The sequence below is a fragment of the Acidovorax sp. GW101-11A03 genome (assembly GCF_059424825.1).
Genome location: NZ_JBWKZU010000050.1, coordinates 1 through 21,511, shown reverse-complemented (window position 1 = coordinate 21,511; position 21,511 = coordinate 1). Strand labels below are relative to the sequence as shown.

At 64.7% G+C, this 21,511-nt stretch carries 21 protein-coding genes and 4 tRNA genes; 14 read left to right on the top strand and 11 right to left on the bottom strand.

Annotated elements, in window-relative coordinates:
- Positions 1-2: 2 nt before the first annotated feature.
- Together prfB and AC07Z7_RS18710 are read right to left on the bottom strand one after the other, a co-directional pair.
- A protein-coding gene (gene prfB, locus AC07Z7_RS18715; protein WP_108723929.1) for a peptide chain release factor 2 occupies positions 3-1,107 on the bottom strand; the annotation gives its coding sequence in 2 pieces (ribosomal slippage) (positions 3-1,025 and positions 1,027-1,107; 1,104 coding nt in all).
- 202 nt (positions 1,108-1,309) lie between these two features.
- Complete coding sequence (locus tag AC07Z7_RS18710) at positions 1,310-2,218, bottom strand: alpha/beta fold hydrolase (RefSeq protein WP_094290890.1); 909 nt, start codon at positions 2,216-2,218, stop codon at positions 1,310-1,312.
- 154 nt (positions 2,219-2,372) lie between these two features.
- Here AC07Z7_RS18710 and AC07Z7_RS18705 point away from each other — a divergent pair, with 154 nt between their 5' ends.
- A complete protein-coding gene (locus AC07Z7_RS18705; protein ID WP_494767230.1) occupies positions 2,373-3,434 on the top strand; it encodes an aldo/keto reductase in 1,062 nt (353 codons plus the stop codon).
- 91 nt (positions 3,435-3,525) lie between these two features.
- On the opposite strand, the gene AC07Z7_RS18700 is transcribed toward AC07Z7_RS18705, so the two are convergent.
- Positions 3,526-4,950, bottom strand: coding sequence for a M20 family metallopeptidase (locus tag AC07Z7_RS18700; RefSeq protein WP_494767229.1), 1,425 nt, complete (start codon positions 4,948-4,950; stop codon positions 3,526-3,528).
- A 25-nt stretch (positions 4,951-4,975) separates the two neighbouring features.
- Positions 4,976-5,974: a Bug family tripartite tricarboxylate transporter substrate binding protein gene (locus tag AC07Z7_RS18695; RefSeq protein ID WP_494767228.1), complete on the bottom strand. Its 999-nt coding sequence runs from the start codon at positions 5,972-5,974 to the stop codon at positions 4,976-4,978.
- Between the two features lie 152 nt (positions 5,975-6,126).
- Between AC07Z7_RS18695 and AC07Z7_RS18690 the strand changes: the two genes are divergently transcribed.
- The 3 genes from AC07Z7_RS18690 (at position 6,127) to plsY (ending at position 8,381) form a co-directional block, all read left to right on the top strand.
- Positions 6,127-7,086, top strand: coding sequence for a LysR family transcriptional regulator (locus AC07Z7_RS18690; RefSeq protein ID WP_494767227.1), 960 nt, complete (start codon positions 6,127-6,129; stop codon positions 7,084-7,086).
- Between the two features lie 71 nt (positions 7,087-7,157).
- Positions 7,158-7,649: an aminoacyl-tRNA deacylase gene (locus AC07Z7_RS18685; protein ID WP_056063754.1), complete on the top strand. Its 492-nt coding sequence runs from the start codon at positions 7,158-7,160 to the stop codon at positions 7,647-7,649.
- 57 nt (positions 7,650-7,706) lie between these two features.
- The gene (plsY, locus tag AC07Z7_RS18680; protein ID WP_494767226.1) at positions 7,707-8,381 is read left to right on the top strand and encodes a glycerol-3-phosphate 1-O-acyltransferase PlsY; all 675 of its coding nucleotides are present in this window, start codon (positions 7,707-7,709) and stop codon (positions 8,379-8,381) included.
- Between the two features lie 61 nt (positions 8,382-8,442).
- On the opposite strand, the gene AC07Z7_RS18675 is transcribed toward plsY, so the two are convergent.
- From AC07Z7_RS18675 to AC07Z7_RS18665, 3 genes are read right to left on the bottom strand one after another with little or no spacing between them, the layout of a single operon-like run.
- Positions 8,443-9,462 carry an HD-GYP domain-containing protein gene (locus AC07Z7_RS18675; RefSeq protein ID WP_494767225.1) on the bottom strand — a complete coding sequence of 340 codons (1,020 nt, stop codon included), beginning with the start codon at positions 9,460-9,462 and terminating at the stop codon, positions 8,443-8,445.
- Between the two features lie 6 nt (positions 9,463-9,468).
- Complete coding sequence (locus AC07Z7_RS18670; RefSeq protein ID WP_494767224.1) at positions 9,469-10,134, bottom strand: retropepsin-like aspartic protease family protein; 666 nt, start codon at positions 10,132-10,134, stop codon at positions 9,469-9,471.
- Positions 10,135-10,177: 43 nt separating this feature from the next.
- A complete protein-coding gene (locus AC07Z7_RS18665; RefSeq protein WP_056063745.1) occupies positions 10,178-10,663 on the bottom strand; it encodes a YajQ family cyclic di-GMP-binding protein in 486 nt (161 codons plus the stop codon).
- A gap of 72 nt (positions 10,664-10,735) precedes the next feature.
- On the opposite strand from AC07Z7_RS18665, the gene murB reads away from it, so the two are divergent.
- Positions 10,736-11,809 (top strand): UDP-N-acetylmuramate dehydrogenase, encoded by a 1,074-nt coding sequence (murB, locus tag AC07Z7_RS18660; RefSeq protein ID WP_494767223.1) that lies wholly within the window; start codon positions 10,736-10,738, stop codon positions 11,807-11,809.
- A 182-nt stretch (positions 11,810-11,991) separates the two neighbouring features.
- Here murB and argG read toward each other — a convergent pair whose 3' ends face one another.
- The 4 genes from argG to AC07Z7_RS18640 all read right to left on the bottom strand — a co-directional run bounded on the left by argG (position 11,992) and on the right by AC07Z7_RS18640 (position 15,059).
- A complete protein-coding gene (gene argG / locus AC07Z7_RS18655) occupies positions 11,992-13,329 on the bottom strand; it encodes an argininosuccinate synthase (protein WP_094290898.1) in 1,338 nt (445 codons plus the stop codon).
- Positions 13,330-13,359: 30 nt separating this feature from the next.
- Positions 13,360-13,677 (bottom strand): pyrimidine/purine nucleoside phosphorylase, encoded by a 318-nt coding sequence (ppnP, locus tag AC07Z7_RS18650; RefSeq protein WP_252658694.1) that lies wholly within the window; start codon positions 13,675-13,677, stop codon positions 13,360-13,362.
- 183 nt (positions 13,678-13,860) lie between these two features.
- Positions 13,861-14,511 (bottom strand): glycine zipper 2TM domain-containing protein, encoded by a 651-nt coding sequence (locus AC07Z7_RS18645; RefSeq protein WP_494767222.1) that lies wholly within the window; start codon positions 14,509-14,511, stop codon positions 13,861-13,863.
- Between the two features lie 161 nt (positions 14,512-14,672).
- Complete coding sequence (locus AC07Z7_RS18640) at positions 14,673-15,059, bottom strand: ArsC family reductase (protein ID WP_494767221.1); 387 nt, start codon at positions 15,057-15,059, stop codon at positions 14,673-14,675.
- Between the two features lie 60 nt (positions 15,060-15,119).
- Here AC07Z7_RS18640 and folC point away from each other — a divergent pair, with 60 nt between their 5' ends.
- From folC to AC07Z7_RS18595, 9 genes are all read left to right on the top strand, one after another.
- Positions 15,120-16,445: a bifunctional tetrahydrofolate synthase/dihydrofolate synthase gene (gene folC, locus AC07Z7_RS18635; protein ID WP_494767220.1), complete on the top strand. Its 1,326-nt coding sequence runs from the start codon at positions 15,120-15,122 to the stop codon at positions 16,443-16,445.
- Between the two features lie 34 nt (positions 16,446-16,479).
- On the top strand, positions 16,480-17,343 hold the full coding sequence (locus AC07Z7_RS18630) for an SPOR domain-containing protein (protein ID WP_494767219.1): 864 nt from the start codon (positions 16,480-16,482) through the stop codon (positions 17,341-17,343).
- A 34-nt stretch (positions 17,344-17,377) separates the two neighbouring features.
- Complete coding sequence (locus AC07Z7_RS18625) at positions 17,378-17,866, top strand: CvpA family protein (RefSeq protein WP_494767218.1); 489 nt, start codon at positions 17,378-17,380, stop codon at positions 17,864-17,866.
- Positions 17,867-17,944: 78 nt separating this feature from the next.
- Positions 17,945-19,450, top strand: coding sequence for an amidophosphoribosyltransferase (purF, locus tag AC07Z7_RS18620; RefSeq protein WP_494767217.1), 1,506 nt, complete (start codon positions 17,945-17,947; stop codon positions 19,448-19,450).
- A gap of 124 nt (positions 19,451-19,574) precedes the next feature.
- Positions 19,575-20,996, top strand: a complete 1,422-nt coding sequence (gltX, locus tag AC07Z7_RS18615; RefSeq protein ID WP_494767216.1) for a glutamate--tRNA ligase — start codon at positions 19,575-19,577, stop codon at positions 20,994-20,996.
- A 65-nt stretch (positions 20,997-21,061) separates the two neighbouring features.
- Positions 21,062-21,137, top strand: a tRNA-Ala gene (locus tag AC07Z7_RS18610).
- Positions 21,138-21,167: 30 nt separating this feature from the next.
- A tRNA-Glu gene (locus tag AC07Z7_RS18605) sits at positions 21,168-21,243 on the top strand.
- 53 nt (positions 21,244-21,296) lie between these two features.
- A tRNA-Asp gene (locus AC07Z7_RS18600) sits at positions 21,297-21,373 on the top strand.
- Positions 21,374-21,435: 62 nt separating this feature from the next.
- A tRNA-Ala gene (locus AC07Z7_RS18595) sits at positions 21,436-21,511 on the top strand.

Here is a 21,511-nt window from a genome sequence, read left to right as displayed (position 1 = left end):
GCTTAGACGCCTTGCTTCAGAGAGGCTTCGATGAAGGCATCGAGGTCGCCGTCCAGCACCTTTTGCGTGGCCGAGATTTCGACGTTGGTGCGCAGGTCCTTGATGCGGCTGTTGTCCAGCACGTAGCTGCGGATCTGGTGGCCCCAACCCACGTCGGTCTTGGTGTCTTCCAGCTTCTGCTGCTCCTCCTGGCGCTTGCGCATCTCGAAGTCATACAGGCGGCTGCGCAGGCGCTGCCATGCCACGTCGCGGTTGCTGTGCTGGCTGCGGCCGTCCTGGCACTGCACCACGATGCCGGTGGGGATGTGTGTCAGGCGCACGGCCGAGTCGGTCTTGTTGATGTGCTGGCCGCCCGCGCCAGAGGCACGGAAGGTATCGGTGCGCACGTCGGCGGGGTTGATGTTGATCTCGATGGAGTCGTCGATCTCGGGGTAGACAAACAGCGACGCAAACGAGGTGTGGCGGCCGCCCGAGCTGTCGAACGGGCTCTTGCGCACCAGGCGGTGCACGCCGGTTTCGGTGCGCAGCAGGCCGTAGGCGTATTCGCCTTCGATCTTGATCGTGGCGCTCTTGATGCCCGCCACGTCGCCGGGCGTTTCGTCTTCGACCGTGGCCTTGAAGCCCTTGCGCTCGGCGTACTTGAGGTATTGGCGCAGCAGCATGCTGGCCCAGTCGCAGGCCTCGGTGCCACCGGCGCCAGCCTGGATGTCCACAAAGCAGTTGAGCGGGTCGGCCTCGTTGCTGAACATGCGGCGGAACTCCAGTTCCTCGATCAGCGGCTTGAGCTTGGCGGTCTCGGCCTCGATGGTCATGAGGCCAGCCTCGTCGCCTTCCTCCTTGCTCATCTCATACAGCTCGGCGTTGTCGGCCAGCTCGCGCGTCAGCTTGTCGAGCGTGACGACCACGCTGGAGAGCGACTTTTGTTCCTTGCCCAGCTCCTGGGCCTTCTTGGGATCGTTCCAGACAGCCGGGTCTTCCAGCGATGCGTTTACCGTGCGCAGGCGTTCGAATTTGGCATCGAAGTCAAAGATACCTCCGTAACTCTGCCGTGCGCAGAGCCAGGTCGTCGAGGGTGGTGCCGATGAGGTTGATGCGTTCTGCGTCCATGGTTCTTGTCCTGCGTGTTCTGTTGAATAACCCGCGATTTTCTCATGGGACAAGCAAAGTGCCCCGCCAAAGCCCTGCGACGGGCGTTGGCGCGCAAAGGCCCGGGCCCGCCGGGTCGCTATGGATGTGCTGATGAATCAAAAATGATAGCTAAAAAGGCATATCCATCGGGCGGTGGGCCCTGTTTTCGCTTGAGTTTTTGCTAGGCCTGCTCCAGAAACTCCTCGATCAGGCGCGCCACCTGCGCAGGCTGGTCGTGGTGGAGCATGTGCGCGGCGTCGTGCACCACGGCCGTGCGGCAGTTGCGCACATGGGTCAGGCGCTGGTGGTACTCCTCCAGCGTATAGCGGCCCTTCCACCACTGGCCCAGGCTGTCGTCGCTGGCCTCCACGGCCAGCACGGGGGCGGTGATGTTCTTGTACAGCGCCATCGCTTCGTCCAGCCGGTAGAGCTGGGCGCTGGTGATCTTGTGGGCCGGGTCGCCCAGGATCTCCCACTGGCCCTGTGTGTTGGGCTGCGCCCAGTGGCCTGCGAGCCATTGGGCCTTGTCCTCAGACAGGCGCGGGTTGGTTTTCATCAGCCTGCGGGCCACGCCTTCCTGGCTGTCATAGCTCTTGAGCGCCATGTCGCCGGAGTGCAGCTGCTTGATCTCGTCGATCCACTGCGCATAGCGCTTGGGCGCCTGGTCGGGCCGCGTGGCGGGCAAGCCGAAGCCCTCCAGGTTCACCAGGCGGCGGATGCGCTCGGGCCGCACGCCCGCATACATCATGGCCACGTTGCCGCCCATGCTGTGGCCCACCAGGTCGATGGCCTCGCCGGGGGCGTAGTGGTCCAGCAGCAGGTCCAGGTCGGCCAGGTAGTCGGCAAACACATAGTGGTCCACCGGTGCGCCGGTAGTCAGGCCAAAGCCGCGCCAGTCGGGGGCGATGATGCGGCGTTCATGCTGCAGCGCGTCCACCGTGAACTGGTACGAGGCACCCACATCCATCCAGCCGTGCAGCAGCACCAGCGTGGGCAGCGGGCTGGTGTCGGGGCCCCAGTGGCGGACGTGGTAGTTCAGATGGCGCATGGGCAGCGTGCTGCTGCGCGAGGGTTTGAGAACTTGGTACATGTTCCGCAAATGGTAAGTCGATGGTGCGCCCACCCCAGTGCCCGGCTGTCACCAAGGAGTCCGGCGCCCGGCAGGTTTTGGCGATCGCTTGTACTATCGCCTGCCGCGGCCGCCGCAGGCCTTGTTTATCCCGATCATCTGGAGCTTTCACCGCATGAACACCGTCCGCTTGGGTCAGAGTGACCTGCTTGTCACCCCCATTTGCCTGGGCACCATGACCTTCGGCGAGCAGGTCAACGAAGCCGATTCCCACGCCATCCTGAGCCGGTCGCTTGAGCGCGGCGTGAACTTTATCGACACGGCCGAGATGTATTCCGTGCCTGCCAAGGCCGAGACCTTCGGCGCCACAGAGACCATCATCGGCAACTGGTTTGCCAGGAACCCGGGCGCGCGCCAGAAGCTGGTGGTGGCCACCAAGGTGGCCGGCCCGTCGCGCGGCATGCCATGGGTGCGCGAGGGCAAGGGCATGACGGCGGCCGACATCGTGGCATCGTGCGAAGGCAGCCTGCGCCGCCTGCAGACCGATGTGATCGACCTCTACCAGATCCACTGGCCCGAGCGCCATGTGCCCGCGTTCGGCAACCTGTACTACGACCCTGCCAAGGAAACCTCGCAAACCTCCATCCGCGAACAGCTCGAAGCGCTGGCCGGGCTGGTGAAGGCGGGCAAGGTGCGCTACATCGGCCTGTCGAACGAAACCCCCTATGGCGTGCACGAGTTCGTGCGCCTGGCCGAACAGCAGGGTCTGCCGCGCGTGGCCACGGTGCAGAACCCGTATTGCCTGATCAACCGCACCTGGGAAAACGGCATGGACGAAACCTGCCACCGCCTGGATGTATCGCTGCTGGCGTACTCGCCCTTGGGCTTTGGTCTGCTGACGGGCAAGTACGACGAAAGCGGCACCACTGGCCTGAACGCCCCCCAAGGCGCGCGCATTGCCACCTATGAATCGGTGCGCAAGCAGCGCTGGGGCCGCCCCGAGGCGCTGGCTGCCTCGCGCCGTTACAACGCGCTGGCCCGCGCCAACGGCATGACCCCCCCGCAGATGGCGCTGGCGTTCTGCTACACCAAGTGGCAGGTGGCCAGCACCATCATCGGCGTGACGTCGGTGGCGCAGCTGGAGGAAGACCTGAACGCCTGGGGCACCACGCTGTCGCCCGACGTGCTGAAGGAAATCGACGCGATCCGCTGGGAGCTGCGCGACCCAGCGCTGTGACCCGGGCAGGGCATGGCCCTGCGAATCCGCAAGACCAAAAAAGGGGCCGTGCAGGCCCCTTTGTTTTCTTGCGAATCTGTGCGCGCTGCGGTCAGGCAGTTGCCTCCTGCCGAGTCGTGCGCCCTTCAATCCATGGCGTCCCTTGCGGCTCACCAAGGTCCCAGAACAGCCCCGCCATCACCGCCAGCCCTTCGCGCGCCACGGGCGCCAGCAAATGCTCGTTGGGTGCGTGCTGGGCGCAGGCGGGGTACGAGTGCGGCACCCACAGCGTGGGCAGGCCCAGCTGGTCGGCAAAGATGTCGTTGGGCAGCGAGCCTGCCAGGTTGGGCAGCAGCGTGGCGGGCTGGCCTGCGCTGGCCTGCAGCGAGGCCATCGTCCAGTCCACCCAGGGGTTGTGCAGATCGAGCCGCGTGGCGCCGCAGTGCATGCCCATGGTGATCTCGACCTGGCTGAAACCGTGTGCGTCCAGGTGCTCGCGCAGCGTGGCTTGCACGTTCTGCCAATCGGTGCCCACCACAAAACGCAGCTGGCAGTGCGCCACCGCCTGCGCGGGGATGGCGTTGATGGGCCGCTGCGCGTTGCCCGCGCCCAGCGCCAGCACCTCCAGCGTGTTCCAGCCTACCAGCTGTTCGGCGGGTGTCAGGCCTGGCTCGCCCCAGCCGGGCGTGAGCGCCGGGGCGTCGGCATCGGCGCCGATCACCACGTCTTTAAGTGCCGTGCGCAGCTTGTCGGGCACAGCAGGCGGCAGCAGGCCTTTGACGAGGATGCGGCCCTTCGCGTCCACCAGTGTGGCCAGCGCGTGGGTGAGCACCGTGGCGGGGTTGGCCAACACGCCGCCCCAGTTGCCCGAGTGGTAGGCCTTGTCGCGGCTGCGCACGGTGAGCGCAAAGTTGATCGCACCGCGCGATCCCAGGAAGAGGGTGGGGTGGCCCGCGTTCACACGGGGGCCGTCGCTGGCCACGAACAGGTCGGCCTGCAGTGCATCGCGGTGCGCTTCGCAGAAGGTAGCCAGGCCGGGCGAGCCTGCTTCTTCGCCCATCTCCATGAGCAGCGTCACGTTGTAGCCTAGGCGGCCGCCCCGGGCCTCGATGGTGTGGGCGAGTGCGGCCAGGCTCACGGTGTGCTGGCCCTTGTTGTCCGCCGTGCCCCGGCCGTACCAGCGCTCGCCTTCGATGGTCAGTTCCCAGGGCGAGAGGCCCTCGCGCCATTGCGCGTCCTGCCCGTTGACCACGTCACCATGGCCGTAGGTGAGCACGGTGGGCAGGGCGGGGTCTTCCACGCGTCGGGCCACCAAAAAGGGGCCGCCTTGGGGTGAGGGGTTGTCGAGCACCTGGCACGCAAAACCCAGGGGCGTGAGCCAGGGCACCATTTCGTCGGTGAGGTAGGCGCGCAGTTCGGGCGGCACCTTGCCGGTGTCGCTTTCGGTGCGCCAGGCCACGCGGCGACGCAGGTCGGTGGCAAAGCGGCCATCGTCAAAGTAGCGCTGGACGTTGTTGATCAGTTGTTGGCGGGTCATGGTGCGGGTCCTGTTCTGGTGCTCTTCAATCCACCACGATCTTGGCGCGGTGGGCCAGTGCGCGGTAGCGGCCGATTTCGTTGTCCATGGCCGCATGCATGGCTTTGGGGCCTACAAACACGGGCTCCATGCCCTGGGCGCGGATCTGCTCCTGCAGGTGGGGGTCGCGCATCGCAGCTTCCACTTCCTTGATCAGCTTGTTCACGATGGGCGCGGGCGTGCGTGCGGGCGCGGCCATGGCATACCAGCCGTCAAAGGCGGCATCCGGCAGCTTTTGCTCTGTCACGGTAGGCACAGAGGGCAGGGCGCGCGCACGCTCGTTGCCCGCAATTGCCAGCGCCCGCAGCTTGCCGGATCGCACATGGGGTGCGGCGCTGGCCACGGTGTCGATCGCCATCTGGATCTCGCCGCCAATCAGGCCCATCATGGCCTGCGCGCTGCCCCGGTAGGGCACGTCCTGCAGGCGCACGTCAGCCGCCTGCTCCAGCAGGGCACCGACCAGGTGCGGGGCCGAGCCCGAGCCGAACGTTGCGTAGTTGATGGTTTTGGGCGCTGCCTTCGCTGCAGCAATCAACGCGGCCAGGTCTTTGTAGGGCGCGTTGGCGTTGACCACGATCACCAGCGGCGCGCGCGCCACGATGGCCACGGGAGCCAGGTCCTTGAGCGGGTCATACGGCAGCTTGTGGCGCAGCGCGGCGTTCACGGTGTAGCTGGTGGAGCCCGAGACCAGCAGGGTGTAGCCATCGGGCTCGGCCTTGACCACGGTCTCGGTGCCAATGATGGTGGAGGCACCGGGCTTGTTGTCGGTGACCACCGGCTGGCCCAGGCGCGCAGACAGCTTCTGGCCCAGTGCGCGGGCCACGGCATCGGTGCCGCCGCCGGGCGGAAAGGGCACCACCACACGCAAGGGGCGCTGGGGCCAGGCATCCGATGGCGCGGTGGTCTGGGCAAATGACAGGCTACTGCCGCTGGCGAGGGCGACCAGGGCTGCGGAGAGCAACGAGGCTCGAACAAGGTGTTTCATGCGGACTCCGGTGGGAAGCGCCCTGGCACCAACGGGTGCGGCGGGGCATGGGTGAATTGGAGCCTCAAGCCATGCAAGATGGATGCTGGTTTACCATTGCTTTGAATAGAGATTTGGCAACTGACCATTGCCTTTTTGTGATTGGATACGCCGTGACCGTTTCATTGCTCAGCCTGCCTCTGCGCTACTTTCTGGAGGTGGCGCGCACCGGTTCCGTCAACCAGGCGGCGCAACGCCTGCATGTGGCGGCGTCGGCCGTGAGCCGCCAGCTGGGCAAGCTGGAAGACAGCCTGGGCGTGGTCCTGTTCGAGCGCCAGGCGCGCGGCATGACGCTGACCGGGGCAGGCACCCGGCTGCTGGCCCATGCGAGTGCGCACGATGCACAGGCGCTGGAGCTGGTGGATCAGCTGCAGGATTTGTCGGTCCAAGCCGCCTTGCGGGTACGGCTGGCTTGCACCGAAGGGTTTGCGGCAGCCTTCATGCCGCTGGTGATGGCGGGGTTTCGGCAGGCGCACCCGCAGGTGCAACTGCAGTTGCAGGTGGCGGTGCCGCAGGAGGTGTCGGCCCTGGTGCTGCGGGGCGAGGTCGATCTGGCGCTGAAGTACAGCATGGCGCCCGAAAAGGGCCTGCAGGTGTTGCACTCGGCGATTGCCCCTATTTATGCCGTCATGCCCGCGCAGCATCCGCTGGCCCGCCAGCGCAGCGTGACCGTGGCCGATGTGGTGCGCTACCCGCTGCTGTTGGGCGCGGCCAACACTACGGGGCGGCAGCTGTTTGACCTGAGCTGTGCGGTGCAGGGGCTGCGCTACGTGCCTGCCGTGGAAAGCAATTTTTCATCGGCGCTGCTGCCGTTGCTCAGTGGGCAGGACGTGGTGCTGGCCAGCTACCTCACGGCGGCGCGCTGGGTGGAGGCGGGCCCGCTCGCTGCCCGGCCGTTTGAGGAAGCCCAGTTGCAGCAGCGGCGCCTGCAAGTGCTGGCGGCCGAGGGGCGGGTGCCATCCGTCCTGGTGCAGCAGTTCACCAAAGCGCTGGTGGTCGCCATCGAGGAGTACGGCAAGCGCAAGGTAGGGCGACGCCGCAAGGCCGCCACAGCGCCTGCCACGGTGTTCTGACACATCGCCGCAGGTCCCAACACGCTCACATTTGGATACGGATACCATCGGTGCCCTATCCGCACCACACCATGGCCAAGAAAGAACACGTTTCCGAGACCCAAGCCACCCAGCTGCTCAAGGCGAACAAGGTGGCTTTCACCGAACACCCGTATGAGTACCTGGAGCACGGCGGCGCGATGCACAGCGCCGAGGTGCTGGGGCTGGACCCGTTCACCGTGGTCAAGACCCTCGTCATGCAGGACCAGGACGCCAAGCCGCTCTTGGTGCTGATGCACGGCAACCGCAAGGTGTCCACCAAAAACCTCGCGCGCCAGATTGGTGCCAAGTCGGTCGAGCCCTGCGCGCCCGAGGTGGCCAACCGGCACAGCGGCTACCTGGTGGGCGGCACGTCGCCCTTTGGCACGCGGCGCACCATGCCGGTTTACATTGAAGAAACCATCCTCGCGCTGCCCCGCATTGCCATCAACGGCGGACGCCGGGGTTTTCTGGTGCAGCTGGACCCGCAGGTGTGTGTGCAGCTGCTGGGTGCCAAACCCGTGCAATGCGCGCTGGCAGAATAGGCCGCCGCGCGATGCAGCCCGTCAGAAGGCTGACCATTTGATTTCCAAGGAGTTGCTTTGACCGCCGTTTATCCCGTTCTTGCCGCTGTGGCTGCCTACCTGCTGGGCTCGCTGTCGTTTGCCGTCATCGTGACGCGGGTCATGGGCCTCTCCGACCCGCGCACCTACGGCAGCAAGAACCCCGGCGCTACCAATGTGCTGCGTTCGGGTTCCAAGGCAGCCGCCATCATCACGCTGCTGCTGGATGCCGTGAAGGGCTGGCTGCCCGTGGCGCTGGTGATGTGGTTTGGCCACCCTTACGGCCTGGAAGACGGCACCGTGGCCCTGGTGGGGCTGGCGGCATTTCTGGGGCACCTCTGGCCGGTGTTCTTCCGCTTCGAGGGCGGCAAGGGCGTGGCCACGGCGCTGGGCGTGCTGGTGGGTGTCAGTGGCTGGCTCGGCCTGGCCACGGCACTCACCTGGGTCATCATCGCCTTTTTCTTCCGCTATTCGTCGCTGGCTTCGCTGGTGGCCGCTGTGTTTGCACCGGTGTACTACCTGCTGGTGGACGGTGTGGTCTGGTATGCCGAAGGCACGATTGCCGCTTCGATGGTGGTGATGGCACTGCTGCTGGCCTGGCGGCACAAGGAGAACATCCAGCGGCTGGTGGCAGGCAAGGAGTCGCGCCTGGGCAGCAAGAAGGACAAGCCGGGCGCCGAGGCGGGCGCGCCGTCTGGCAAGGCGCACAAGTAGCGCGAAAGATGGTCCCAATCTCCCGGTCGCCTTGCAGGCCGGGTGATAGACAGGAAGGGGCTCAGAGCGCCCCAGGCCCCGTGACCAGCCCCCGCAGCCCGGCGCTGTGCTGGGCGGCATACAGACCCAGCCGCACCATGGTGCGGTGGTTGAGTTCCAGGCTCACCGCCGAGCGTGCTAGGGCCGACTGTATGCGCGGCTTGCCAGAGGCGGTCTGGTACAAGCTGGGCTGGGCGTGGTGGCTGCCGCTGCGGTCGAGCAGGCTGGCCACCAGGGGGTGGTTGGCCTTGTCGCTGCGGCGCAGCACGATGGCTGTGTCGCCGTTGTCCAGTTTCACAAAAGTGCCGGGCGGGCACAGCCCGATGGAGCGGACCAGGGTGTAGCTCACCTCGTCGCGCTGGTCCACTTCCTGCCCCACGATGGCGCGCACCGAGTCGGTGGCGCTTCGGCCCGCACGTGACTTGCGCGGGCTGATCATGGCCGCATAGCGGTCGATGGTGCCCAGGATGCGTGTGAGCCGGTCTTCCGGGTCCTGGTTGGCCAGAGGCACCCGCTCGGCAATGCTGGCGTGGTGTTGCCCCACCACATCCAGCCAGAGCGCATCGCTGATGAACAGGCGCTCCAGCAGCAGCATGCTTTCTTCCGGGTGGCTCTTGATGGCCTCCTGCTGCGCCGCGGTGGGCCGCTCGCGCTGCTCGGCCAGTTCGTCCTGCAGCGCCGTCATGCCGATGTTCATGGTGAGTGCAGCGCGCACCAGGCTGTCCCGCTCCCGCTGGGGCAGCTTGAGTTCAAGCGCCATGATGTGGCACAGCGTGCCGCACACCAGCGCGTGGGATGCGCTGTAGCCCACGGTGGACGTGGACGCAAGCTGGAACATCAGGTACAGCGCCGCATCAATGTCGTGCGCCACCAGCTCCTGCAGCCAGGTGTCGAACTGCCGCACCTTGCCGGGGAAATCCTGCACCTGCAGCGGCCGCGCCAGCAACACCGACAGCGCCGATTCCAGGTCGGACCAGAGGCTCAGAAGATCCTCGTACTCGCCCTCGGAATGCGGGTGGCTGATGGCGGGGTGGGCGGACATGGCGGGTCAGTTGCGTTTTTCGAGCACCATCTGGTCGTTGCTGCGCGTCATCTGGAATTCGTTCAGAAAACTGTTGCCCAGCAGCACATAGGGCATGGGCTGGGAGGTGATGATGGCCTCCACCCCAAACACTTCCACGTCGCCAACGCGCACCGAGTCAAGCTTCATGCGCCAGCCTTGTGCGATACCGTTGGCAGTACTCATGCGCACGGGCTGGCCGCTCTGGTAGTTCAGCCCCATCCGGTCAGCATCAGGGCGGCCAATGGCGACGGTGGTGGCACCGGTATCGACCATGTACTGCATCACCTTGCCATTGATGGTGCCGCTGTTCACAAAATGCCCCCGGCTGTCGGCGGTCAGCACAAGGCGCCTGCCGCTGGCGCCGCTGCGGCCCCCCACGCGCACCGGGGCTTCGCCCAGCCGCAGGATGCGCCGCTCGCCCTTGACCTCGACGGTGGCTTCTTCCTTGAGCACCGCGATGACCTTGACCCCCTGGAATTCATCCCCGGCGCCCACCGCACGCGGCGGGTGGGCATCCACCACCAGCAAGGCCTTGCTGCCCAGCATGCCGGCCAGCGCCACTGACTGCGCATGCACCGCTCCGGCGGTGACCAGCAAAAGCCCGCCAAGGGCCACCATGGCGGTGGGCAGCAGGTGTACGGGCTTGGTCATGGTGTGGATGATCAAAGTGGGTGTATCTTGCCGGGCGCCAGGCTCAGTCGCGGAAGTTGTCGAACGACAGCGGCACGTCGGTCACGTCCTTGCGGATCAGCGCCATGGCTGCTTGCAGATCGTCGCGCTTGGCGCCGGTCACGCGCACCTTGTCTTCCTGGATGGCGCCTTGCACCTTGAGCTTGCTCTCCTTGAGCAGCTTCTGGATCTTCTTGGCCAGCTCGCTCTCGATGCCGTTGCGCACCTTGATGACCTGCTTGACCTTGTCGCCGCCCATTTTCTGGACGTCGCCCATGTCGAGGAAGCGCACGTCCACGCTGCGCTTGGTGAGCTTGTTGCGCAGCACGTCCTCGATCTGGGTGAGCTGGAAGTCGGCATCGCCGATCAGGGTGATGTCCTTGTCCTTGATCTCGATGCTGGCCGAGGTGCCCTTGAAGTCGAAGCGGGTGGCGATTTCCTTGGCGGTGTTCTCCACGGCGTTTTTCACTTCAACCAGGTTGGCTTCGCAGACGGTGTCAAAAGATGGCATGGTGGTTCTCAATCTCGGGGAAACAGGGGCAAATCGCAGCCCTTCCAAAGGGCGAATGCGACAATCGGGCCAATGGTAGTCGAGAAAAACGTCCCTTTGCAGCCCTGCAACACCTTCGGCATTGCTGCACGCGCGCAGACGCTGGTGCGCGTGCATTCCTCCGCCGATGTGCGGGCCGTGCTGGCCGACCCGGAGCTGGCGGCCGCGCCCAAGTTTGTGCTGGGCGGGGGCAGCAACATCATCCTGACCGGCGATGTGAAGCCCGTGGTGCTCAAGATGGAGATCAAGGGTCTGCGCCTGGTGGAAGAAACCCCCAAGGCGTGGATCGTGGAGGCGGGCGCTGGCGAGGTCTGGCACGACTGCGTGGCCTGGACGCTGGCGCAGGGCTTCCCGGGGCTGGAGAACCTGGCCCTGATCCCGGGCACCGTGGGCGCATCGCCCGTACAGAACATCGGCGCCTATGGCGTGGAACTGCAGGACCGGTTCGAATCCCTGGACGCCATCGACCTGGCCACGGGCCACACCTTCACGCTGGACGCCGCACAGTGCGGATTTGGCTACCGGGATTCGGTGTTCAAGCACGCCCCCTCGGAGGTGCCTGGTGCCGACGGGTTGCCCCGGGGCATGGGTCTGGAAGGGCGTGCTGTGATCACCCATGTGCGTTTTCGCCTGCCCAAGCCCTGGAAGCCGGTGCTGGGCTATCTGGACCTGGAGCGCCGCATGGCGGAAGAGAGCGTGCTGCAGCCCACGGCCCAGCAGATCTTCGACTGGATCTGCAACATCCGCCGCGCCAAGCTGCCCGACCCGGCTGTGGTGGGCAACGCAGGCAGCTTCTTCAAGAACCCCACGGTGTCGCCCGACCAGTGCGCTGACATCATCGCGCGCGAGCCGCGCATCGTGCACTACCCCATGCCCGACGGAACCATCAAGCTGGCGGCGGGCTGGCTGATTGATGCTTGTGGCTGGAAGGGCAAGTCCATCGGCAAGGCGGGCGTGTACGAGAAGCAGGCCCTGGTGCTGGTGAACCGGGGGCAGGGCGCCGACAGCGTGACGGGCGGCGAGGTGATGACGCTGGCCAAGGCCATCCAGACCAGCGTGTACGAGCGCTTCGGCATCCGGCTGGAGCCGGAGCCAGTGGTGGTTTAGGCCCGGCTAGCCCTGCCAGATCACCTTCAAATCCCTGGAAACCCAGCAGCCGCACTGCACGGACAAAAGAAAAGCCACCGTTTCCGGTGGCTTTGCTCATTTTTTGATAGCTGCTAGCGCATGGTGGTCGCGCGCAAGAGCCATTTTTTGCCACTATTTTGAGTGGCAAAGTCTCGCCAAACTCACTTGCGGTCGTTTTCCAGCTGCGCCAGGGCGGCATTGCCACCCAGCGACAGCAGGCCCGCGCGCGCATACACGCCCAGCTTGTCGCGCGTGTCCGAGATGTCCAGGTTGCGCATGGTCAGCTGGCCGATGCGGTCCAGCGGGCTGAACGGCGCGTCTTCCACCTTTTCCATCGACAGGCGCTCGGGCGCGTAGGTCAGGTTGGGCGATTCGGTGTTGAGCAGCGAGTAGTCGTTGCCACGGCGCAGTTCCAGCGTCACGGTGCCGGTCACGGCGCGGGCTACCCAGCGCTGGGCGGTTTCGCGCAGCATGATGGCTTGCGGGTCGAACCAGCGGCCCTGGTACAGCAGGCGGCCGAGCTTCAGGCCGTTGAGGCGGTACTGCTCGATGGTGTCCTCGTTATGGATGCCGGTGACCAGGCGCTCATAGGCGATGTGCAGCAGCGCCAGGCCCGGGGCTTCGTAGATGCCGCGGCTCTTGGCTTCGATGATGCGGTTTTCGATCTGGTCGCTCATGCCCAGGCCGTGGCGGCCCCCGATGCGGTTGGCTTCCAGGATCAGCTCGACCGGGTCGTTGAACTCCTTGCCGTTCAGCGCCACGGGCTGGCCTTCGTTGAAGGTCACGGAGACTTCCTCGGCCTTCACTTCCACCTCAGGCTTCCAGAAAGCCACGCCCATGATGGGGTTGACGATGCGGATGCCGCTGTTCAGGAACTCCAGGTCCTTGGCCTCGTGCGTGGCGCCCAGCATGTTGCTGTCGGTGCTGTAGGCCTTCTCGGCGCTCATCTTGTAGCCAAATCCGGCTGCCGTCATGAAGGCCGACATTTCGGCGCGGCCACCCAGCTCGTCGATGAACCGCTGGTCCAGCCAGGGTTTGTAGATCTTGAGGGATGGGTTGGTCAGAAGGCCGTAGCGATAGAAGCGCTCAATGTCGTTGCCCTTGAAGGTCGAGCCGTCGCCCCAGATGTTGACGTCGTCTTCCTTCATGGCTGCCACCAGCATGGTGCCGGTCACGGCGCGGCCCAGTGGCGTGGTGTTGAAGTAGGTCAGGCCGCCGGTGCTGATGTGGAAGGCGCCAGCCTGCAGGGCCGCAATGCCTTCGTGGGCCAATTGGGTTCGGCAGTCCACCAGGCGGGCTTTTTCTGCGCCGTATTCCATCGCCTTCTTGGGGATGGCGTCGTAGTCGGGCTCGTCGGGCTGGCCCAGGTTGGCGGTGTAGGCGTAGGGCATGGCGCCCTTGAGCTTCATCCAGTGCAGGGCTGCGCTGGTATCGAGGCCGCCCGAAAAGGCGATGCCGACTTTTTGCCCCAGGGGCAGGTTTTGGAGAATGGTGGCCATGTGCGGGGTCCGTTGCGGTGTGGGGTGCGATCAGCCGAAGTGGCAGATGTAGTGGTAAGCCTCGGTCACGCGGATGTCGAACTTCGAGTTGCCGGGCACGCTGAATTTTTCGCCTGCGGACGACTTCACCCAGGTGTCGGTGCCGGCCAGCTTGTATTCGCAGGAGCCTGCGACGCATTCCATGATCTCGGGCGCACCGGTGTTGAAGGTGAGCGTTGCGGGCAGCACTACGCCCACCGACTTCTTCGTGCCATCGGGGAAGGTGATGCCGTGGCTCACGCACTTGCCGTCAAAGTACACATTGGCCTGGGTGGTGACGGACACGCCGTCGATTTTTTCGGTGGTCATTGATAGCGCAGGATGGGGTTGGAGGAAACCCGCGATTTTAGGGCAGGGGTGGCGCGGCCCTGGTGGCTTGGCCCAACGAAACCTGCGTCAGGGGCCGGGGCGCCAAAAAAAAAGAGCCCCGAAGGGCTCCATTTTTTGGTTGCGAATACTCAGAGCCTGGAGTTTGGGGCCCCAGGCGCCCGCTCAGCGCCAGTACGGGTTGCGGTGGTGCGGGTAGTACGGCCGGTCGTAGCCATACTCAATCACCGTCACGGGCGGCGTCACATAGGTGGGCTGCTGGTAGACCGGCTGCACCGGGTAGGTGGATGTGACCACGCCGGGTTGGCTGTGCACGCCTTGCTGGGCGTAGGGGTCAGGCTGGGTGGAATAGGTCTGGCCCGTGGGCTGCACGCTCAGCGGAATCCAGCGGCCGGGGTCGTTCTGGGTGCGTGTGGTGTACTGCCTGCCTGCGTACTCGTACACCACGTTGTAGCCCACGGTGCGGTTTTCGTAGTAGGTCTCGGTGGTGCAGCGCTGCACGTTCTGGTACTGGGGCTGGCCGCCTTCGATTTGATTGCCCAGCACGGCCCCGCCGATCACGCCGATGGCAGTGGCGGCTGCACGGCCACTGCCCTTGCCGATGGCATTGCCTGCAGCACCGCCCGCAATGGCGCCCATCACGGCGCCAGCGCCGCTGGTGCGATTGCCGCTGTACACGGTTTCATTGCCGCACACCTGCTGGGGGATGCCCACTTGCTGCACGATGGGCGTGGCGGACAGCACTCGGCCCTGTTCCTGGGCGCTTGCCAGGGAGGCGACAGCAGCCATCGCGGAAAAAATGACGATCTTTTTCATGGAGAAACTCCTTTCGGGTCGGTACATAACGCGCCGAACACAAGAAAAGTTTAGGCCCGTGACGTCAATTCGGGCCCTGGCAGCCGTAAATCTGCGTAAAGATTTGTGCGATTTTCCCGCGTTGGTGGGCAAATGTCAGCCAGTCTGCCCCTGCTGGTTCGTCAGCCTTTGGGCGCTGCGTCGCGCCAGGCCTGCCACTGATCGGGCACAAAGCCCACGGATACCTGGGTATGGCCCGCGTTGTGCCATTCGACCACCGGCCGCTTGATCACGCTGGGCTGGTCGTGCATCAGGGCGCTGGCGCTGGCGTCATCCGTGACCGCTGCCTGGGTGCCTGCATCCAGCTTGCGCCAGGTGGTGCCCTGGCGGTTGACGAGCTTCTGCCAGCCCACGGCGTTCAGCCAGCCAGGCAGTTGGCCGGTGGGGACGCCTTGTTTCTTGAAGTCGTGGAACTGGTAGTCCAGCCCTTGTTCGGTGAACCAGGCGCGGGATTTTTTGACGGTATCGCAGTTGGGAATGCCGTAGAGGGTGATGCGGGCGTTTGTCATGCCGCGCATCATCCTCGAAAACGCCGTGGGGAATGGGGCTCGGCGACAATCCCGGGCAGTATGCAAACCAAACCCCACACTCTGGAAGACTGGCTGCGCCATTGCGAGCAGCTGCACCCCCACAACATCGACATGGGCCTGGACCGGGTCAGCGTGGTGGCACGCCGCATGGCGCTGCGTTTTGAATGCCCGGTGATCACGGTGGCAGGCACCAATGGCAAGGGCTCCACCTGCGCCATGCTGGAGGCTGTGGCCCAGCAGGCGGGCTATCGCACGGGGGTGTACACATCGCCCCACCTGGTGCATTTTGAGGAGCGCTGCCGTGTGCATGGCGAAAGTGTGTCTGCTTCTGATTTGGTAGCGCACTTCGAAGCTGTGGAGCGCGCAAGGGTCCAAAATAGCGATGAAATATCGCTGACCTACTTTGAGTTCACCACCCTGGCCATCTTGCGGCTGATGAGCCATGCGCGGCTGGATGTCGCGATCCTGGAGGTGGGCCTGGGGGGACGGTTGGATGCGACCAACATCATCGATGCCGACTGCGCCGTGATCACCAGCATCGACATCGACCACACCGAGTTTTTGGGGCCTGACCGCGAAAGCATTGGCCGCGAGAAGGCGGGCATCATGCGCACCGGCCGTCCAGCGATCGTGAGTGACCCCATGGCCCCGCAGAGCGTGGTGGACCATGCCCGCGAGATCGGGGCGGACCTGTGGAGCTTCGGGCGCGATTTCAATTTTTCGGGCGACAAGCAGCAGTGGAGCTGGGCGGGGCGGGGGCGGCGTTATGCCGGGCTGGCCTATCCCTCGCTGCGGGGCGCCAACCAGCTGGTCAATGCCTCGGGCGTGCTGGCGGCGCTGGAGGCCCTGCGCGACCGCCTCCCGGTGACTGCGCAGGCCGTGCGCAATGGTCTGGCCCTGGTGGAGTTGCCCGGCCGATTCCAGATCGTGCCCGGCCAGCCGACCCTGGTGCTGGACGTGGCGCACAACCCCCATTCGGTGGCGGCCCTCACGGCCAATCTGGATGCGATGGGGTTCTTCCCCACCACGCACGCTGTTTTTGGTGCCATGGCCGACAAGGATCTGGGGCCCATGCTGGCCAAGGTGGGGCCTCTGGTGGACCGCTGGTACTTCACCAACCTGCCCACTCCGCGCGCAGAGACGGCGGCCACGCTGCAGCAGAAGTGGAATGCCGTGCAGATGGTGGCCGGTGGCCGCCGGGATGTGACATCGAGCGTGCATGCGGACCCCATGCAGGCCCTGGCGGCTGCGGTGGCTGCGGCAGACCCCGCTGATAGAATCGTGGTCTTTGGCTCGTGTTATACGGTGGGCGGTGTGCTGATCAACGGACCAGCTCGCCTGCAGGCCAAACATCTGGGCCAATAGGGCAGGTTCTGAGGTCCGCACGAGTCGTTACTCCATGGCATTTTTCAAGTTTCGGTGGCCCGGGCAGGGTGAGCAGCAACAGGCCGAAAAACCGTCCAGGCGTGGCGCGCGTACGCCGCAGGCCGAGAGTATCGAGGTGATGCGCCGCCGGGCCCGCCACCGGCTCATCGGCGCTGCCGTGCTGGTGCTGGTCGGGGTGATCGGGTTCCCTCTGCTGTTCGACACCCAACCCCGGCCTGTGCCCGTCGATATCCCCATCGAGATTCCTGACCGCAACAAGATGGCGCCGCTGGTCGTGCCTGCGCCTGTGGCCGAAGCCCCCGTTGCCAAGCCTGCAACGCCTGCTGCGCCCCAGGTTGCGGCCCCTGCGGCGCAACGTGCGTCAGCGCCTCGCAGCGCGGCCGCCAACGGGCTGACGGAAGGGGAAGAGCTGGTACAAAGCCCGCGCCCGTCCGCCCCCAAACCTGCGGCTGCGGCTCCCACTGTGGCTGCGGCGGCCCCCGCTGCTGCGCCCCCCGCTGCTGCGCCCAAGCCCGACGCCAAACCGCCTGTGGCACCTGCGCCCGCGCCTGAGCCTAAACCAGCCCAACGTCCCGATGACTCGGCGCGTGCCCGGGCTCTGCTGGAAGGCCGTAGCGCCGAACCTGCGGCCAGTGCAAATGCCGAAGAAAGCCGTTTTATCGTGCAGGTAGGGGCGTTTGCCGATGCCGAAAAGGCCCGTGAAGCGCGCACCAAGGTAGAGCGTGCCGGCCTCAAGACCTATACCCAGGTAGTGGACACCAAGGACGGAAAACGCACGCGGGTGCGTGTGGGGCCATTCACCAACCGGGCCGAGGCGGACAAGGCGGCTGCGCGCATCAAGGCGCTGGAGCTGTCGGCCTCGGTGCTGACGTTGTAAGCCGGGCGGTCTGGCGTTTTCTTTTTTTGTGCCCATGGCTGCGCTGGATTGGATTTTTGTCGCCGTGCTGCTGGCTTCGATGCTGGTGGGTGCCTGGCGTGGCCTGGTGTTTGAAGTGTTGTCGCTGCTGGGCTGGGTGGTGTCTTTTTTTGTTGCGCAGTGGTTTGCGGCGGACATGGCAGCGCTGCTGCCCCTGGGCGAGTCGGCGGGCTCTTTGCGGTATGCGGCCGGTTTTGTCGTGGTGTTCGTGGCCGCGGTGTTTGCCTGCGGATTTGTGAGCTGGCTGGCCAAGAAGCTGATCGAGGCCATTGGCCTGCGGCCCGCTGACCGCACGCTGGGGGCTGTTTTTGGCGTGCTGCGCGGCATGGTGCTGCTGCTGGCGGTGGCTGTGGTGGTGGGGCTGACCTCGCTGCACGAAGCGCCCTGGTGGCAGGAGTCGCAAGCTGCCCCGGTGCTCGCCGAAATGCTCAGGGGCTTGAAACCGGCGTTGCCGGAAGAATTTGGTAGGCATCTGCCTTCTTGATATCGATGGGGTGGCGGTCACAAGCTGCTGCCATGGGGTTGCCGCGGGGCTGTTCCCGCAAATGGATGGAAACTTACTATGTGTGGAATCGTCGGCGTCGTCAGCACAGCGCCCGTCAATCAGCTGATCTATGACGCCTTGCTGCTGTTGCAGCACCGCGGCCAGGACGCAGCGGGCATCGTGACCCAGCAGGGCCGCAAGTTCTTCATGCACAAGGCCAAGGGCATGGTGCGCGACGTGTTCCGCACGCGCAACATGCGTGCCCTGCCGGGCAATGTGGGCCTGGGGCAGGTGCGCTACCCCACGGCAGGCAATGCCTACAGCGAGGAAGAGGCGCAGCCTTTTTACGTGAATGCGCCTTTTGGCCTTGTGCTGGTGCACAACGGCAACCTGACCAATGCGCGCGAACTGCGCAACGAGTTGTTCCAGACGGACCACCGCCACACCAACACCGAGAGCGACTCGGAAGTGCTGCTCAATGTTCTGGCGCACGAGCTGGAGCGCTCCACCCGGGGTGTGCCGCTGCAGGTCGAGGATGTTTTCGCTGCTGTGCGTGCCGTGCACAAGCGTGTGAAGGGCTCGTATGCCGTGATCGCCCTGATTGCTGGCCATGGTCTGCTCGCGTTCCGGGACCCCCACGGCATTCGCCCCCTGGCCCTGGGTCGCAGCCAGGACGGCACGGTGATGGTGGGCAGCGAGTCGGTGGCGCTGGAAGGCACATCCCATGTGTTCGAACGCAACATCGACCCCGGTGAGGCCGTGTTCATCACGCTGGACGGCCACGTCCATGCCAGCCAGTGCGCCGAGAAGCCGCAGCTCAACCCCTGTATCTTCGAGTTTGTGTACCTTGCGCGTCCCGATTCGGTGTTGGATGGCATTTCGGTGTACCAGGCGCGTCTGAACCTGGGCGAGGCCCTGGCCAAGCGCGTGGTATCCACCGTGCCACCCAACGAGATCGATGTGATCATCCCGATCCCCGAGTCGAGCCGCCCCAGCGCCACGCAGCTGGCGCATCTGCTGGGCATTCCGTACCGCGAAGGCTTCGTCAAGAACCGCTATGTGGGCCGCACCTTCATCATGCCGGGTCAGGGCGTGCGCAAGAAGTCCGTGCGCCAGAAGCTCAATGTGATCGGCAGCGAGTTCAAGGGCCGCAACGTGCTGCTGGTGGACGACTCCATCGTGCGTGGCACTACCAGCCGCGAAATCGTGCAGATGGCGCGTGACGCGGGTGCCCGCAAGGTGTATCTGGCCAGCGCCGCACCGCCAGTGCGCTACCCCAATGTGTACGGCATCGACATGCCCACCAGCAGTGAGCTTGTGGCCCATGGCCGCACAGTAGAAGAGATTCGCCAGGCGATTGGCTGCGACGCGCTGATCTACCAGGACGTGGATGGCATGAAGAAGGCCGTGGGTTCGCTCAATGCCGCCATCGTGGGCTTTGACGCCTCGTGCTTTGATGGCGTGTATGTCACCGGCGACATCACGGCAGAAGACATTGCCAGCTTGAACGAAGGTCGCGTGGGCGTGGAGGAGGGCGAAGAAGATACCTCTCGCCTGGCACTGCCGAACGCGCAAGAGGCGTGAGCGCAGCGGCCAAACGGCTGTGGGGGCCATGCGGAGGTTGTCCGTCCGCTGCTCCTGGGATTGACGAATATACGGATTGACCGAATCGTGACACTGGCCCCGAAAGGGGCCAGACTTTATTGATATGACTGAACCCACTGCTTCCAGCTCGGGCCGCGTGCGCACCCGGTTCGCCCCGTCTCCCACGGGCTTCATCCACCTGGGCAACATCCGCTCGGCGCTCTATCCTTGGGCCTTTGCACGTGCTTCGGGCGGTGACTTCATTCTGCGCATTGAAGACACCGACCTGGAGCGCTCCACTCAGGCCGCAGTGGATGTGATCATCGAAGGGATGAAATGGCTGGGCCTGGACCATGACGAAGGCCCGTTCTACCAGATGCAGCGCATGGATCGCTACAAGGCGGTGCTGGCCGACCTGCAGGCTGCTGGCCATGTGTACCCTTGCTACATGAGCGTCGCCGAGTTGGATGCTCTGCGCGAGAAGCAGATGGCCGCCAAGGAGAAACCCCGCTACGACGGCACCTGGCGCCCCGAAGACGGCAAGACCCTGCCGCCGGTGCCCGCAGGTGTGTTGCCCGTGCTGCGCTTCAAGAACCCGCAGGGTGGTGTGGTGGCGTGGGACGACAAGGTCAAGGGCCGCATCGAGATCCGCAACGATGAGCTGGATGACCTGGTGATCGCTCGCCCCGATGGCACGCCCACATACAACTTCTGTGTGGTGGTGGACGACATCGACATGGCCATCACCCATGTGATCCGTGGCGATGACCATGTGAACAACACGCCGCGCCAGATCAACATCTTCCGCGCCCTGGGCAAGGAGCCACCGGTGTACGCCCACTTGCCCACCGTGCTGAACGAGCAGGGCGAGAAGATGAGCAAGCGCAACGGCGCCAAGCCCGTCACGCAGTACCGCGACGAAGGCTACCTGCCCGACGCCATGGTGAACTACCTGGCGCGCCTGGGTTGGAGCCATGGCGATGACGAGATCTTCAGCCGTGCTCAGTTCCTGGAATGGTTCAACCTCGACCACCTGGGCCGCAGTGCGGCCCAGTTCGACGAAGCCAAGCTGCGCTGGGTGAATGCCCAGCATCTCAAGGCCATGGCCGACGACGCGCTCGCCGCGCTGGTCGCGCCGCAGTTGCAACAGCGGGGTGTATCGGAGCAGGCGCTCGCCGATGGCCGCCTGGTGCGCATCTGTGCATTGTTCAAGGACCGCTGCGATACCACGGTGGCGCTGGCCCAATGGGCGCAGGTGTTCTATGGCGATGTGACGCCTGTGGAGGCCGAGCGTGCGCAGCATGTCACCGAAGCCATCGCGCCTGCCCTGGATGCGCTGGCGGATGCACTGTCTGCCTGCGAATGGGACAAGGCCTCCATCAGCGCCGCCTTCAAGCAGGTACTGGCCAGCCAGGGCTTGAAGATGCCCCAACTGGCCATGCCAGCGCGGGTTCTCACCGTGGGCACGGCCCACACGCCATCGGTTGATGCGGTGCTGGAATTGGTCGGACGTGAAAAAGTTGTAGCGCGTTTGCGAAACCGCTAAAAATCTGTCTATAATTCAAGGCTCAGATGATGACAACAAATACAAAGTGTTTGAAGTCATTAAGTGGGGGTATAGCTCAGCTGGGAGAGCGCTTGCATGGCATGCAAGAGGTCATCGGTTCGATCCCGTTTACCTCCACCAAAATTTGTTAATGGTTAGTTCCAAGGTTTTGACCCTATCGTCTAGAGGCCTAGGACATCACCCTTTCACGGTGAGTACCGGGGTTCGAATCCCCGTAGGGTCGCCAAGTTTGTAGCACTTGGCTTGTGTTGAAGAATGCAAGCAAATAGCTGCCTGCCAGGAGTGGTAGTTCAGTTGGTTAGAATACCGGCCTGTCACGCCGGGGGTCGCGGGTTCGAGTCCCGTCCACTCCGCCAGTTTCAAGCCCTTGCAGGCTTTATGTGTGCAAGGCGTTCTTTGGTGTAAATCAAGGAAATTTGGGGGTATAGCTCAGCTGGGAGAGCGCTTGCATGGCATGCAAGAGGTCATCGGTTCGATCCCGTTTACCTCCACCA